Origin of the sequence: Caballeronia hypogeia, from assembly GCF_001544875.2 — a bacterium.
GTDB classification, from domain to species: domain Bacteria; phylum Pseudomonadota; class Gammaproteobacteria; order Burkholderiales; family Burkholderiaceae; genus Caballeronia; species Caballeronia hypogeia.
In genome coordinates this window covers 151,603-166,187 of the sequence record NZ_FCOA02000003.1, presented here as the reverse complement: position 1 = coordinate 166,187, position 14,585 = coordinate 151,603, and the positions used below count along the sequence as shown (strand labels likewise).

The 14,585-nt window shown below is 63.3% G+C and carries 11 protein-coding genes and 1 tRNA gene; 6 read left to right on the top strand and 6 right to left on the bottom strand.

All coding sequences use genetic code 11. From position 1 onward, the window contains the following. Nucleotides 1–116 precede the first annotated feature (116 nt). Nucleotides 117–329: a hypothetical protein gene (locus AWB79_RS06820; protein ID WP_061166645.1), complete on the top strand. Its 213-nt coding sequence runs from the start codon at nucleotides 117–119 to the stop codon at nucleotides 327–329. 64 nt (nucleotides 330–393) lie between these two features. Here the strand turns inward: AWB79_RS06820 and AWB79_RS06815 are convergent, their stop codons facing one another. The 3 genes from AWB79_RS06815 to AWB79_RS06805 form a co-directional block, all read right to left on the bottom strand. Further along, entirely contained in the window at nucleotides 394–1,881 is a 1,488-nt protein-coding gene (locus AWB79_RS06815; RefSeq protein WP_061166644.1) for a DUF8728 domain-containing protein, read from the bottom strand. Between the two features lie 107 nt (nucleotides 1,882–1,988). Continuing rightward, on the bottom strand, nucleotides 1,989–3,458 hold the full coding sequence (locus tag AWB79_RS06810; protein WP_061166643.1) for a glycosyltransferase family 39 protein: 1,470 nt from the start codon (nucleotides 3,456–3,458) through the stop codon (nucleotides 1,989–1,991). Nucleotides 3,459–3,586: 128 nt separating this feature from the next. Beyond that, a tRNA-Leu gene (locus tag AWB79_RS06805) sits at nucleotides 3,587–3,671 on the bottom strand. 132 nt (nucleotides 3,672–3,803) lie between these two features. Between AWB79_RS06805 and AWB79_RS06800 the strand changes: the two genes are divergently transcribed. Next, complete coding sequence (locus AWB79_RS06800) at nucleotides 3,804–4,388, top strand: TMEM175 family protein (protein WP_061166642.1); 585 nt, start codon at nucleotides 3,804–3,806, stop codon at nucleotides 4,386–4,388. Further along, complete coding sequence (locus tag AWB79_RS06795) at nucleotides 4,388–4,840, top strand: metallophosphoesterase family protein (RefSeq protein WP_061166641.1); 453 nt, start codon at nucleotides 4,388–4,390, stop codon at nucleotides 4,838–4,840. Before AWB79_RS06800 ends, AWB79_RS06795 begins: the two co-directional genes overlap by 1 nt. 58 nt (nucleotides 4,841–4,898) lie before the next feature. Here AWB79_RS06795 and proP read toward each other — a convergent pair whose 3' ends face one another. Beyond that, the gene (gene proP, locus AWB79_RS06790) at nucleotides 4,899–6,374 is read right to left on the bottom strand and encodes a glycine betaine/L-proline transporter ProP (RefSeq protein ID WP_061166640.1); all 1,476 of its coding nucleotides are present in this window, start codon (nucleotides 6,372–6,374) and stop codon (nucleotides 4,899–4,901) included. A gap of 157 nt (nucleotides 6,375–6,531) precedes the next feature. Between proP and AWB79_RS06785 the strand changes: the two genes are divergently transcribed. Further along, nucleotides 6,532–6,699: a hypothetical protein gene (locus AWB79_RS06785; protein WP_157695705.1), complete on the top strand. Its 168-nt coding sequence runs from the start codon at nucleotides 6,532–6,534 to the stop codon at nucleotides 6,697–6,699. Between the two features lie 352 nt (nucleotides 6,700–7,051). On the opposite strand, the gene AWB79_RS06780 is transcribed toward AWB79_RS06785, so the two are convergent. Further along, entirely contained in the window at nucleotides 7,052–7,324 is a 273-nt protein-coding gene (locus AWB79_RS06780) for an oxidative damage protection protein (RefSeq protein WP_061166638.1), read from the bottom strand. A 61-nt stretch (nucleotides 7,325–7,385) separates the two neighbouring features. Next, entirely contained in the window at nucleotides 7,386–8,768 is a 1,383-nt protein-coding gene (gene argA / locus AWB79_RS06775) for an amino-acid N-acetyltransferase (RefSeq protein ID WP_061166637.1), read from the bottom strand. Nucleotides 8,769–8,790: 22 nt separating this feature from the next. Between argA and hrpA the strand changes: the two genes are divergently transcribed. Further along, a complete protein-coding gene (gene hrpA, locus AWB79_RS06770) occupies nucleotides 8,791–13,386 on the top strand; it encodes an ATP-dependent RNA helicase HrpA (protein ID WP_061166636.1) in 4,596 nt (1,531 codons plus the stop codon). Between the two features lie 143 nt (nucleotides 13,387–13,529). Next, nucleotides 13,530–14,543, top strand: coding sequence for a YVTN family beta-propeller repeat protein (locus AWB79_RS06765; protein ID WP_061166635.1), 1,014 nt, complete (start codon nucleotides 13,530–13,532; stop codon nucleotides 14,541–14,543). Nucleotides 14,544–14,585: the final 42 nt, after the last annotated feature.

The window sequence follows — 14,585 nt, the reverse complement described above, 5'->3', positions numbered from 1 at the left end:
GTCGGTGGGGGAGCGGCTCCCCGCGTGAAGCGGGTGCTGTGCGGTGGCGGGCACGGCTAGACTTTTGGCCATCGACCGGATGAAACCGGCCGCACCAGCCCGTCGCGGAGGCCGTCATGATGCCCGTTGCGCTCTATGTCACCCCGAACTACATCGCGTCGGTTCGCCGCGGCAGAACGCGCGACTGCTTCGGGGGCACGGTGCGATTCGTCGGCGTGGACGCATTGCCTTTCGATATCGAGCACCTGTGCCTGCTCGACCGCGATACCGCCATCGAGGCGCTGCTCGATGCGGTACGGGATGCGGAGCGGTTGTTGAGTGCGGTGTGAGGCCGGTGCCGGCTCGCGGTCAGGCTGCGATGCCGTCCTCCTTGTCACACGTGCAGGCTGCGCCTTACCGCTTCAGCACGAACAGATAAAACCCCGGAAAAAACTCCTCGACCCGGTCGATCCGATACTGTCGCGCGATGGCCGTATCGAAGATCTGCTGGTTGAAGTCACTGCGGTGTTGCGAGATGTAGGGCGTGTACTTGTCCTTGCTGGAGGAGACGAGAATGATGTATTCCGGACTCGCTCCGAAAGTGACGGCGAGCCGCTCTTCCGGATGCTTCGCGATTGTCGAGTTGCACAATCCAAACATGTCGATCACGGACCAGTTGGACGTGTACGAGATCAGCCCCACCGAACTCACAGCCACTACGCCCTGAGCCTTTTCCTTTTTCAGGCCCTCGCCGATCGCGCCATAGGTCGATTCGAGCGCGTGGGCGTAGGTATTCATGAATGCCATCTCGCTTGGCTTGACGGAGGCGAGGCTCAGCACGATCGCCAGACACGCCAGCATCGGCGCGCCGATGCTGAGCGCGCGCGGCTGCAAGACCCGCGCGGCCGTGCTCATCATGACGACAAGCAGGATGGGCACGATCGGCATCAGGAAGCGGTGACCTTCGCCCATCAGGTGTTCCGGCTTCGTGAAAAACAGCATGTGCGCGATTGCACCGATGAACAAGCCCCGACGTCTACCGGTCGACGCCAGCGAGACCAGCACGCTCAGCGCGATCAGCGGTTCCTTCAGGAACGCGACGACGTTCGGCAGGCCCTGGAATCCGGCCCCTGTTCCCTTGATGTAGAAAGGCAGAGGCAGAAAGCTCGCGAAATACCACCAGCGCCAAATGAAATACAACGCGCCGGCCAGGACATACGAAAGCCCGGCGCGAAGCAGAATCGATTTTTCTTCCTTGCTCGCGGCGGTGAGAACTACGCTTGCGCACATGATGACCGCGAGCAGGTTCAGGTCCGGCCGCGCCAGACCCATGGCCAGCAACGTGAGGGCGAAGAGAGCGCCCGAGCGCGGCGTCACGCCGCGCTCGAATTTGAGAACCTGGTAAGCGCCGAGTGCGACGAGCAGCGCCGACATCGCCGTTTCCATGCCCGACACCGACAGCACCGTGACCGGATAGAAGCACAGCCAGGCGCTTGCGCCGATCCACGGCAACAGACGCGCGAGGGACGTGGAGCGCGTCGTTTCGATCGATCTCGCAATGGACAGGCCAATGAGCGCGGCCGTCAACAGGACGAAGCAGAGGTTCACGCCCTTGGCATAGATCTCGGCTGGCAGCGACGTAAAGAACGCAGGCGCCATGGCGAGCAGCCAAAGCACGCTCGTGAATCCTTCGTTTGGCTGCGGATCGGTCGGGTTGAAGCGCAATCCATGCCCCTCGACCATGTTGCGCGCGTACCGGAACGATATGAACGAATCGTCCATCGTGTAACGCCAGATCGACGTGTAGAGATGGAAGAAGTACGCGAGCGCGGCCAGCAGGATGACGGCGCCCGCAATCGTCACGCCGATTTGGCGTTCATAGCCAGGACGATTTGTGTTCATGACCTTCAGGATGATGTGTTTCCGTGGCGCGAGCGGTTTGCCGCCACGACGAGACCGCTTTCTCGGCCAGCATGTTACAGCATGGAAATCCGGGCGCCCGATGCCGCCTACTTGCCATCGGAAGCGGGCGCATCGACACGAAATACCGATGCCACGACATCATTGAACGGCCCGGCCGGGAAGCGCTGCGTGGCGCCGGCTGCCTTCATCGCGTTCAAGAACTGTTCGCCGAACGGAAAATGCGCGACGAAGATCAGCGCGGGCGCGGTAATCCGGGTCTCGCCCGGAACGAGCGGCTTCGCGTTGATCCTGCCGCCGCTCAGCTTGTTCAGATAGAACGTGGACGTCAGCATGCGCCAGGTGTTCGCGTAGCTGTTCGTCACGAAGTACACGTTCATGTTGGCGTCGTGATCGACGATGTACTGAGCCGCGCCTTGCCAGTCCTCGACCGGGTGAGTCTTCTCGTTCAGCGCGCTCGCGACGTAGCCGGTGCTCGCGATGCCGCAAGCGAGCGCCAGTGCAAACATCGGCGCGGCGAGTCTCGGGCTCCACGTGCGCACGAGGTGAATGGTGTGCGCCGCCAGCACGCACGCCGGCGGCAGCAGGACGATGTAATTGCGGCGCGTGGACATCGGCGTGAAATGATCGACGATGCACAACAGCGCCAGAAATCCCAGGATCGCGAGGACGGTTTTTCGGGCGTTGAGCACGAGCGGGTCGCGGCTCGCGCGTAGCGTGGCAGACGCGAAGGTCGAGGCCAGGATCACCAGCAGCCACGCGACGAGAACGATGCCGGCCAGCGTTCCGTAAATCGGAAAGAGGCTGAAAGCGGCGGTCGAAAGCGTTTCCAGCGCGCCGTTGATGTGAATCCAGAAGTTGCCGTTGGCCTTCGACGAAACCGTGCCGAGCATCACGTGAAAGACCGGCCAGACGCAGGTGAGCGCGAACGTCAGCGCGAGCGCCGCGAGCGATGCCTTGTTGCGTCTGAAGGTCCATGCCGAGATCAGAAGCAGAACCCAGGCGAAAAGAAGCCCGAAATAATGGACCAGCGAAAGAATCAAGCAATTCAGCAAGAACGCGCTCGGGCGACGTGTTTCATCCACGTCCGAAAAGCGCTGATACGCGAATGCGGACCACATCATCAGGAACGCATAGGCGCGCGTTTCGTTCCCATAGAAGCCGAATAGCGTGCTCGTGGTCAGCAGCAGAACCGCGGTGATCGCACAGGATTTTCCCATCGGAAGACATGTTCGATACACCGGCAGAATCGCGATCAGCGCCGCGCACCAACTGAGTGAGCGCGTGGCGATGTCGCTGTCGCCGAACAGCGCGATCCAGAGTTTCAGGACCAGTTGATAGAGCGGCGGATGAACGTCGGACAGAATCAGCGTGAACATCGAATGCAGACTCTGATCGCTGGCCGTGACGGAGAACAGCTCGTCGAGCCAGAAGGAATAGCTCTGGCGCAGCGTGGAGAACGAAAGGCCGAGCGCATACAGGATGACGACCGCCGCGAAACCGAAATAAACCTTGCTGGCGATGCCGGACGTGTCTTTCGCCACGTAGTCAGTTTGCATGTGTGGTGGACGGAAAGGTGCGCGACGATGCGCGTGGTCGGCGAGCGCGGCGGGTATCGGGGCCGCTGGGGCATCCGGCCGTAGGGCGCCGCGCGGCGGTGGCGGCTGAAGATCATCAAGCGCCACTATGGTGCCGGGGACCGGACTCGAACCGGCAAGCCGTGAGGCGGCGGATTTTAAGTCCGCTATGTTTACCAATTTCATCACCCCGGCAAGGGCGGACGCGATTCTACCATTGCGCCGGCAGGCATCAGAAGCGCGCCGTGCGCGCCAATGCAAGCTGTTCGACAAGATTTCGACGCTCGCTCATAATCGGCGGCACCGATTCAGGCACAAGGACCCCCGATGGGCAAAACACGGCTCGAAGCATTCAGCGATGGCGTCATCGCCATCATCATCACGATCATGGTGCTGGAACTGAAAGTGCCGCACGGCGCGGATTTCACCGCGCTCGGGCCGCTTTTGCCGGTGTTCTGCGCGTATGTGCTGAGCTTCATCTATGTCGGCATCTACTGGAACAATCACCATCATCTGTGTCACGCCGTGCGGCGCGTGAACGGCCCCGTGCTGTGGGCCAATCTGCATCTGCTGTTCTGGCTCTCGCTGTTTCCGTTCACCACGAACTGGATGGGCGAAAACCATCTGAGCCCCGTGCCGACCGCCTGTTACGGCTTCGTGCTCTTCATGACCGCGGTCGCCTGGTACATCCTCACGCGCACGCTCATTTCGATGCACGGAGAAAACTCCACGCTCGAACGCGCGGTCGGCGCCGATCGCAAGGGCAAGCTGTCCGTCGTGCTCTATCTCACCGCGATCGCCGTGTCGTTCTGGCAGCCGTGGATCGCCGCGACCATCTACGCGCTCGTCGCGGCCGTGTGGCTCGTGCCGGATCGCCGCATCGAGCGCATCCTCATGAACGAAGAAGCGTGATGCGCATCGGCCTAATCTCCGATACCCACAATCTCGTGCGCCCCGAAGCGCTCGCCGCATTGCACGGTTGCGCGCACATCATCCATGCGGGCGATATCTGCAAACGCGACGTGCTCGATGCGCTCGCGCCGCTGGCGCCGCTCACGGTCGTGCGCGGCAACAACGATATCGGCGAAGACGTCGTTCGTTTGCCCGAGCACGCGCGCATCGAGCTCGGCGGCGTGACGTTTCATGTCGTCCACGATATCGCCGATGCACCGAAGCAACTCGACGGCGTCGATGTCGTCGTGACCGGACACTCGCACAAGCCGCTGATCGAACGGCGCGGCAGCGTGCTGTTCGTGAATCCTGGCAGCGCGGGTCCGCGTCGCTTCAGATTGCCGATCACGCTGGCGCTGCTCGATATCGGCGAAGGCAAGATCGACGCGCGCATCGTTCCGCTCGTGCAATAGAAAAAGGGCCGGCGTTTCGAGCACCGGCCCTTCCATTCACTCCTCTACAGCAGAACGCTTACGCGCGCACCGTGCCTTCGGGGAACGTGTCGTCCATCTCGGCGGCTTCGCGATGACCACGCAGGATCGCGTGCGCCTCCGACTTCGACGCCACCGACGGCGGCGAGCCCTTCAGCGGCTTCTTCGCCGTCTCGTGCAGCGCCAGCACCGACACGATGCCGATCAGCGACGCGCCCATCAGATAGTACGCGGGCATCATCAGGTTGCCAGTCGAATCGACGAGCCATGCCGTGACGAGCGGCGTCGTGCCGCCGAACAGCGAAACCGACACGTTGAAGCCGATCGCGAGCGCGCCGTAACGGATCTTCGTCGGGAAGAGGGCCGGCAGCGACGACGGCATCACGCCCGTGAAGGTCGAGAGCAGCGCGCCGAGAATCATCATGCCCGCGAAAATCGACGGGATCGTGCCCACCCGGATCAGCGTGAGCGCCGGAATCGACAGCACCAGCAAGCCGATACAACCCGCGAGCATCACCGGCTTGCGGCCGATCGCATCCGAGAGACGCCCGGCGAGCAGCGTCAGCGGCATCATCAGCACCATCACGACCAGCACGATGAAGAGGCCGTGCGTCTCGTTGAACTTGAGCGTCGCCGACAGATAGCTCGGCAGATACGACAGCGCCATGTAGTCGGTCACGTTGAAGATCAGCACGAGACCCACGCATTGCAGCAGCGGCTTCCATTGCTGAAGCAGCGTCTCGCGGAACTGCTCCTTGGTCGTCTCGTGCGACACGGCTTCGGCCTTCTCGGCTTCGCGCTGGAACGCCGGCGTTTCTTCGAGCTTCATCCGGATATACAGACCGATCAGGCCGAGCGGACCCGCGATCATGAACGGAATGCGCCAGCCCCAGGACAGCAGCGAGCTCTCCGACATCACTGCGGTCAACACCGCGACGACGCCCGCGCCGAGCACGTAGCCCACCAGCGTGCCGAACTCGAGGAAGCTCGACATGAAGCCGCGCTTCTTGTCCGGCGAGAATTCGGCGATGAAGGTCGCCGCACCGCCGTACTCGCCGCCCGTGGAGAAGCCCTGCACGAGACGCGCGACGAGCAGCAGCACCGGCGCCATCACGCCGATGGTCGCGTAGCTCGGAATCAGGCCGATCGCGAAGGTGCCGAGCGCCATCATGATCATGGTCATGGCGAGCACGCGCTTGCGGCCGATGCGGTCGCCGAGCGGGCCGAACACCATGCCACCGAGCGGGCGCACCAGGAAAGCGGCGGCGAACGTGCCGAAGGTCGCCAGCAACTGCGCGGCCGGGCTGCTCGAAGGGAAAAACACTTTCCCGAGCGTCACGGCGATGTAGCTGTACACGCCGAAATCGAACCACTCCATTGCATTACCGATGGCCATCGCGCCGACGGCGCGCTTGAGCAGGGACTGATCGACGATGGTGATGTCGTCGATGGTTAGATCGGACTTCTGACTCGATGAATCGCGTGTGCGCCAAAGGCCCTCGTGATGAGAAGACATATTTCGAAAGACTCCGTATTCGATCCCGAGAGCCCGCGAGGAGCTTCGGGCGCGCCATCGAAAGACGACGCGTATTGCCGGGACAGTGCAGTTTCGCGACGGCGCCGCTTGCATCGAACGAGTCGAAACGGCCGCCAATGGCTCCGCGCAGCATCGAATGAAGCAGATGCTGAAGAAAATGCAGCAAGCGCGGTGCCGGTGCCTCGCGGTGGGTCGCGAAATTGCACTCGGGGTGAAACAAACGAATTTGACGTGCGGACGGCGAATTCAGCGGGGAACTGAACTGCCGCGGGTGGGCCGCGACGTCGGCGAAAAAACAACCTGAGACGAAAAAGGCCGGCGTGAGTCTGGCAAAACCAGCTGAAAAACCGACGCGCCTCTTTGTATGAAAACTGTCACTACCACGCTTGGTCCGAAACACATTGCGCCGGACTTGTGCGCGCGAATGATGGTGAGTTGCTGTTGATAACGAGCAAGATAATAACACGATGACAGACGATGTGCAAACCGGCCGATCCGGGCGGGCTTGCCGGTCAGCCTGTATCCCTTATCTGGCCTGGGATTGCGGCGAATCAAGGCGGAATCGTCTGATGGTCCAATCGGAACATTTTGCGACCGTGCGGGCACAAAAAAACCGGCCACCTGGGCCGGTTTTTGCAGTCTGGATAACGCCGAGTTCAGCTTTGCGGCGGCACGTAACCCGAAGCCGTATCGGCGCCTTCGCCGAAGAAGTACTTTTCCGTCTGCTTGATGAGGTACTGGCGCGCGCGCGGGTCGGCCATGTTCAGGCGATTCTCGTTGATGAGCATGGTCTGCTGCTTGAGCCAGCCTTGCCATGCTTCCTTCGAGATCGTTTCGTAGATGCGCTTGCCGAGTTCGCCCGGCAGCGGCGGAAAGTCCAGTCCTTCGGCTTCCTTGCCGAGCTTCGCGCATTGAATCATTCGGGCCATTATGTGTTTCTCCTGTGTCGGGGGACGCTGGCGCGATTGTCCTCGCGCCGGTGATTCATGTTCAGAGCTGCTTCATCAGCACGAGCGACTTGCGCTGCCAGTTGTAGAGGCGGCGGCGATCCTCGGGCAGGTCGTCGACGGTCACCTTCACGAAGCCGCGTTTCAGGAACCAGTGCTCGGTGCGCGTCGTCAGCACGAAAATGCGTGTGAGGCCGCGCGCACGGGCGCGCTGCTCGATGCGTTTCAGGAGCCGCTCGCCGTCGCCGGAACCTTGTGCTTCGGGCGCGACCGTCAGACACGCCATCTCGCCGATGCGCTCCTGCGTATACGGATACAGCGCCGCGCAGCCGAACAAGACGCCATCGTGCTCGATGACCGAGAAATGGTCGATATCGCGCTCGATCTGGTGACGCCCGCGTCGCACGAGCGTGCCGTCGGTTTCGAGCGGCTCGATCAGGGTGAGAATGCCGCCGACGTCGTCCGGTGTCGCCTCGCGCAGGCTTTCGAGATTCTCGTACGAGATCATCGTGCCGACGCCGTCGTGCAGGAACAGCTCGAGCAGCACGCTGCCGTCGAGCGCGTAAGGAATGATGTGGCCACGCGCGACGCCGCCCCGGCACGCGCGCACCGTGTGCTTCAGATAGAACGCGGTGTCGCCTTGCAGCTCGCCGCTTTCCTGCAGGCGATACGCGTCGTCCAGCGACATTTCGCGGATCAGTTCGCCTTCCGTGTCGGCGAAGCCGTCGATTTCGGTGACGAAAATGATCTTGTCGGCGCGCAACGCGATCGCGGCGGCGGACGCGACATCTTCCATCGACAAATTGAAGGCCTCGCCCGTCGGCGAGAAGCCGAGCGACGAGAGCAGCACCAGCTTGTTCGACGCGAGCGACTGGCGGATGGAGTCGCCGTCGATCTTGCGCACGACGCCCGTATGCTGGAAATCGACGCCATCGAGAATGCCGACCGGCCGCGCGGTCACGAAGTTGCCCGACACCACGCTGATGTGCGCGTGCGCCATCGGCGTGTTCGGCAAGCCCTGGCTGATCGCGGCCTCGATGTCTAGGCGCACTTCGCCGGCGGCTTCCTTCGCGGATTCGAGCGCGCGGGCGTCGGTGATGCGCAATCCGTGCGAGAACGACGATTCGACGCCGTGCAGGCTCAGTTGCTCGTCGAGCTGCGGCCGCGAGCCGTGCACCAGCACGACGTGGATGCCCATGGCGTGCAGCAGGCCGACATCCTGCACGAGCGCGTTCAGGCGTCCTTCCTGCACCAGCTCGCCGCCGAACGCGACCACGAAGGTCTTGTTTCGGAACGCGTGAATATAAGGCGCGACGGAACGCATCCAGTCGACGAACTGGGCGTGGAGATTCGGCGCTTCGGGCTCCGCCGGAGCCGGTTGCGATGCCGCCTGTGTGCTCATCGTGAGGTCGGTTTGGGAATTCATCCCGGGATTATAATGCGACGCTATGCCGAATGTTTCTCGTCCCTCGCGTCCCGGTCAGTCGGGCAAGGCTCAGTCCGCCGATCCATCCCTCGATACTCAGGAGCAGTTGCGACAACTGCGTGAAAATCTTCGGCGCGATGCGCGGGAGGGAACGGGCGCGTCCGCCGATTCCGATGCCGGTCTGAGCAAGAAGGAACTCGCCGCGCGGCGGTTTGCGGGCGCGGCGCAGCAGAAGGGCGGGGAGCGTTCGAATTCTGGTGGGGCGAAACCGGCCGTGGCATCGGCGGTGAAGGTGCAGCAAGTTGCGCAGAAGCCGCAGCAAGTTCCGCAGAAGGCCCAGCAAGTTCCGCAGAAGCCGCGTGAGGCGGCGCCGAAGTCGGATTTCGCGCCCACGCGCGCGCCGCGGTCCGAAGCCGGGACGCCAGCGCCGGTGCGAGCAAAGCTCCAGCCGAGACGCGAGGAACAGCGCGACGAGAAACCCGAGGAAGGGCGAAGCGAGTCCGCAAATCGTCCGTCGAACGCGACGCGGGCGAAGCCGGCCGAAACACGCAAGACCGGGCCGCAGCGCGACGAGCGACGGAAAGAGCGGCCACGGCCCGAAGCGCGCGAATCACTCGAATCACGTGAGCCACGCGAAACACGCAAACCCGAACCTCGACGCACCGAACGCCACGACGAGCGGCCCGCGCCCGCCGCCGAGCGCGCGCCCGACGTTCGTGCAGCACGCGAACCCCGCGACCAACGCCCCCCGCGCCCGCCGCGCGAACCGCGCATCGTCACGCCGAACCCGATCCCGCCGATCACCTTCCCCGAAGCGCTGCCCGTTTCCGGCCGGCGCGAGGAAATCGCACGCGCGATCGCGGCGCATCAGGTCGTGATCGTCAGCGGCGAAACCGGTTCGGGCAAGACCACGCAGCTTCCGAAAATCTGTCTCGCGCTCGGGCGCGGCCTCGGGGCGGGCGGCAGCGGCCTGATCGGTCATACGCAGCCGCGCCGCATCGCCGCGTCGGCAACGGGCCGGCGCATCGCGGAAGAGCTCGGCACGCCGTTCGGCGAAGTCGTCGGCTACAAGGTGCGCTTCACGGACAATCTCGCGCCGGGCGCGTCCGTCAAGCTGATGACCGACGGCATCCTGCTTGCCGAAACGCAGACCGATCCGCTGCTGAAAGCGTACGACACGATCATCATCGACGAGGCGCACGAGCGCAGCCTCAACATCGACTTTCTGCTTGGCTACCTGAAGGAAATCCTGCCGAAGCGCCCGGACCTGAAGCTGATCGTCACCTCCGCGACCATCGACGCCGAGCGATTCGCGCGTCATTTCGGAAGCGAGGACAAGCCCGCCCCGGTGATCGAGGTGAGCGGGCGGCTGTATCCGGTGGAACTGCGCTATCGGCCGATCGAAGAGGAAAGCGTCGCGGTGAAGTCCGCGCAAGGCACGCTGCCGAAACGAAACGACCGCAAATCGGATCGGGATCTGATGGAAGGCATCGTCGATGCCGTCGATGAACTGTGCCGCGTCGGCTCCGGCGACGTGCTCGTGTTCCTGCCCGGCGAGCGCGAAATCCGCGACGCCGCCGAAGCGCTGCGCAAGCATCATCCGCCGCATACGGAAATTCTGCCGCTGTTCGCACGCCTGAGCGCACAGGAGCAGGAGCGCGTGTTCCGGCCGTCGAACGCGCGGCGCATCGTGCTCGCGACCAACGTCGCGGAAACGTCCCTGACGGTGCCGGGCATTCGTTACGTCGTCGATACCGGCAGCGCGCGCGTGAAGCGCTATTCGTATCGCAACAAGGTCGAGCAGTTGCAGATCGAGCCGGTGTCGCAGGCGGCGGCGAATCAGCGGGCGGGCCGTTGCGGACGCGTCGCGGACGGCGTGTGCATCCGTCTCTACGACGAGCCCGATTTCCAGTCGCGGCCGCGCTTCACCGATCCGGAAATCCTGCGCTCGTCTCTCGCGGCGGTGATTTTGCGGATGAAGTCGCTGCATCTGACGGCGATCGAAACGTTTCCGTTCATCGAGCCGCCGCCAGGCCGCGCGATTGCGGACGGCTATCAGCTGCTCAACGAACTCGGCGCCGTCGACGACGACAACGCGCTCACGCCGCTCGGCCGCGAGCTGGCGCGCCTGCCGCTCGATCCGCGCGTCGGCCGGATGATTCTCGCCGCGCGCGATCATCACGCGTTGAAGGAAGTGCTGATCATCGCGTCGGCGGTGTCGGTGCAGGATCCGCGCGACCGGCCGATTGAGGCGCAGGAGCAGGCGGATCAGGCGCATCGGCAGTTCGTCGACGAGCGCTCCGAATTCCTGCAATGGACGCGCATCTGGAAGTGGTTCGAGGAAGCCGTCGCGCACAAGAAGTCGAACAAGCAGCTCGCCGATGCATGCCGCGCGAACTTCCTGTCGCAACTGCGTCTGCGCGAATGGCGCGACGTGCATTCGCAATTGCTGACGGTCGTGCGCGAACACGGCTGGCGTCTGAACGAATCCGATGCGACTTTCGAGCAGGTGCATCTGTCGCTGTTGACCGGTCTGCTCGGCAACGTCGGCCTGAAAGCCGATGACGAGCCGCATTATCTCGGCGCGCGCGGCATCAAGTTCCATCTGTGGCCCGGTTCCGCGCTGCTGAAGAAAGCGGGGCGCTGGGTGATGGCGGGCGAACTCGTCGAAACGAGCCGGCTGTACGCGCGCACGATCGCGAAAATCGAGCCGGAATGGCTCGAAACGGTGGGCGCGCATTTGCTGAAGAGCTCGCTTTCGGATGCGCATTGGGAGAAGAAGGCCGCGCAGGTCGTTGCCTACGAGCGCGCGACGCTGTACGGTCTGACGGTTTATGCGCGCCGGCGCGTGTCCTTCGGCAAGCAGGACCCGAAATACGCGCGCGAATTGTTCATTCGCGGCGCGCTGGTGGAAGGCGAATTCGACACGCGCCTGCCGTTCTTCGCGCACAACCGCAAGCTGGTCGCCGACATCGAGCAACTGGAGCACAAGTCGCGCCGTCAGGACGTGCTGGTCGACGACGAACTCATCCACGCTTTCTACGATTCTCTGATTCCCGAAGGCATGTGGACGGGCGCGGCGTTCGAGCGCTGGTATCGGGACGAGCAGAAGAAAGCGGGCAACGAGAAGCTGCTGTTCCTGTCGCGCGACGACCTGATGCGCCATGAAGCCGCCGGCGTCACGACCGACCTGTTCCCGAAGCGCATGACGATGTCGGGCATCGAGATGTCGCTGACGTATCACTTCGAACCGGGCGCTCCGCGCGATGGCGTGACGTTGCAAGTGCCGCTCTACGGCCTGAATCAGATCGACGCGCGCCGTATCGAATGGCTCGTGCCGGGCATGATCAAGGAGAAGACGCAACTGCTGCTGAAGTCGTTGCCGCAGAAGCTGCGCCGACACGTCGTGCCGCTGCCGGAATATGCGGCGGGTTTCGCGGGGCGTCACTCAGGACCCAAGTTCGGCGCAGGCGCTTTGGTCGAAACGCTTATCGTCGACATTCGCGAGCAGACGCAGATCGCCGTGAAAAGCGCGGATTTCAAGCTGGAAACGCTGCCGGCGCATCTGTTCATGAACTTCAAGGTGATCGACGAGCACGGCCGTCAGCTCGCGATGGGCCGCAATCTCGCGCAACTGCGCGCGGAGCTCGGCGGACAGGCGCAGCAGCAGTTTCAGAAGCTGACGTCCGCCGCCGCGTTCGATGCGCTCTCCGGCGACACCGACGCGCCGACCGCGCAGCAGCAGTCATCCGGCGAAGGCACCGCGCTCTACGAGAACCTCACGACCTGGAATTTCGGCAAGCTGCCCGAGTTGCTCGAAATCCGTCGGCGCGGGCAGACGCTGTTCGGGTATCCGGCGCTGGTCGATCGCGGCACGCACTGCGACGTCGAAGTGTTCGATTCGCCCGAGGAAGCGGCGCGCATCCATCGCGCGGGCTTGCGGCGGCTGTTCGCGCTGCAGTTGCGCGAACCGATCCGCTATCTGGAAAAGAACCTGCCGGGCCTGCGCGAAATGTCGATGCAGTTCATGGCGCTCGGCACCGCCGACGAGTTGCGCGACCAGATCGTGGAAACGGCGCTGGATCGCGCGTGCCTGCAAGACCCGCTGCCCGACGACGACGCCAGTTTCCACGCCCGCCGCGACGCCGCGAAAGGGCGCCTCACGCTGCTCGCGAATGAAATCGCGCGTCTGGTTGGCGCGATCCTCGCGGAATACGCTTCGCTCGCGAAAAAGCTTGCACAGGCGAAATCGTTCGCATCGGCCTATGCCGATCTGCTGGCGCAGTTGAACGCACTGATCGGAAAGCGCTTCGTGATCGACACGCCTTACGGCCAGCTCGCGCATTTTCCGCGTTATCTGAAGGGAATCGGCCTGCGCATCGACAAGCTCAAAGCCGATCCCGCCCGCGACGCGCGCCTGCTCGCGGAACTGCAACCGCTCGCGCTGCACTATCAGCGGGCGATGTCGCAGCGCGGCGGCGTCGCGGATGCGCGGCTCGGCGAATATCGCTGGCTGCTGGAGGAATTGCGCGTGTCGCTGTTCGCGCAGGAACTTCGCACGCCGATGCCGGTTTCCGTCAAGCGTCTGTACAAAGTCTGGGAATCGATGCAGCGCTGAAAGTGACCGTAAGAATCGGAATCGCCCGAAAATCGCGGTTTCTTGCGCCGACGCAGCGAGTTGCGCAAAAAGCCGCAGCCGGTCAACGCGGCGCGCCGGGCAAACGTTCTACAATGACGCCTGCCTTCCGAAGCCAATTTTTCATGCGCAATATTCTCAGTTCCGGCCGCTTCCGCGCGGCCGCCGCACGCGCCGCGCTCGCCACCGGCGCCGCGCTCGTCGCTACCGCGGCGTTTGCCAATAACGTCATCGTCCTGAACTCCGCGGAAGCCACGCTGAGCCTGATCGACGAAAACACCCGCCAGGTCGTCGGCACCGTGCCGACCGGCAAGGAACCGCATCACCTGATGCCGACGCCGGATGCGTCGTCGCTGATCGTCGCGAATTCGGTGTCGAACAATCTGATGTTCGTCGATCCGAAAACCGGCGCATTCCAGCGCTGGGTGCAGGACATCGAGGATCCGTATCAAATCGGCTTCTCGCCGGACAAGAAGTGGTTCGTGTCCACGGGCCTGCGCCTGGACCGCCTCGATATCTATCACTTCGACGGCAAGAACCTCTCCGTCGCCAAGCGCCTGCCGCTCGCGACCATGCCGAGCCATATCGCGTTCACGAACGACAGCTCGACGGCCTTTATCTCGCTGCAAGTCTCCGGCGAAATCGCCGCGATCGACCTGCCGACGCAGACCGTGAAATGGAAGATGAAGGTCGGCAAGGTGCCGGCGGGCGTGTGGCTCACGCCGGGCGACAAATATCTGCTCGTCGGCATGACGGGCGCGGATTATGTCGCGGTCGTCGACTGGCGCAACCAGAAGGTCATCAAGACCATCACGACGGGCAAGGGCGCGCACAACTTCCGCTCGATGGTCGACGGCAAGCACGTGCTGGTCTCGAATCGCGTGGCGAACACGATCAGCATCATCGACGAGGACACGCTCACGAACGTCGGTGACATCACCGGCCTGCTGCCGGGCCCGGACGATATGGAACTTTCCGCCGACAAGAAGTATCTGTGGGTTACGTTCCGCTTCGCGAAGCATGTCGGCGTGATCGACCTTGCAAATCGTAAGCTGATCGAAACCATCAAGGTGGGCCGTTCGCCGCACGGGATCTACTTCTTCAACCGTGCGCCGGTGACCTCGCCGAATGGCGCATAAGCAGGGTAAGAGGGCGCGACTTCGCGCCCTGTACTACGATTG

Coding starts and splice junctions, on each gene's coding strand:
- argA (WP_061166637.1), bottom strand. CDS start 8,768: ATGAATTCCCAAACCGACCTCACGATGAGCACACAGGCGGCATCGCAA.
- AWB79_RS06810 (WP_061166643.1), bottom strand. CDS start 3,458: ATGCAAACTGACTACGTGGCGAAAGACACGTCCGGCATCGCCAGCAAG.
- AWB79_RS06765 (WP_061166635.1), top strand. CDS start 13,530: ATGCGCAATATTCTCAGTTCCGGCCGCTTCCGCGCGGCCGCCGCACGC.
- AWB79_RS06815 (WP_061166644.1), bottom strand. CDS start 1,881: ATGAACACAAATCGTCCTGGCTATGAACGCCAAATCGGCGTGACGATT.
- AWB79_RS06795 (WP_061166641.1), top strand. CDS start 4,388: ATGCGCATCGGCCTAATCTCCGATACCCACAATCTCGTGCGCCCCGAA.
- AWB79_RS06820 (WP_061166645.1), top strand. CDS start 117: ATGATGCCCGTTGCGCTCTATGTCACCCCGAACTACATCGCGTCGGTT.
- AWB79_RS06780 (WP_061166638.1), bottom strand. CDS start 7,324: ATGGCCCGAATGATTCAATGCGCGAAGCTCGGCAAGGAAGCCGAAGGA.
- AWB79_RS06800 (WP_061166642.1), top strand. CDS start 3,804: ATGGGCAAAACACGGCTCGAAGCATTCAGCGATGGCGTCATCGCCATC.
- hrpA (WP_061166636.1), top strand. CDS start 8,791: ATGCCGAATGTTTCTCGTCCCTCGCGTCCCGGTCAGTCGGGCAAGGCT.
- AWB79_RS06785 (WP_157695705.1), top strand. CDS start 6,532: ATGAAGCAGATGCTGAAGAAAATGCAGCAAGCGCGGTGCCGGTGCCTC.
- proP (WP_061166640.1), bottom strand. CDS start 6,374: ATGTCTTCTCATCACGAGGGCCTTTGGCGCACACGCGATTCATCGAGT.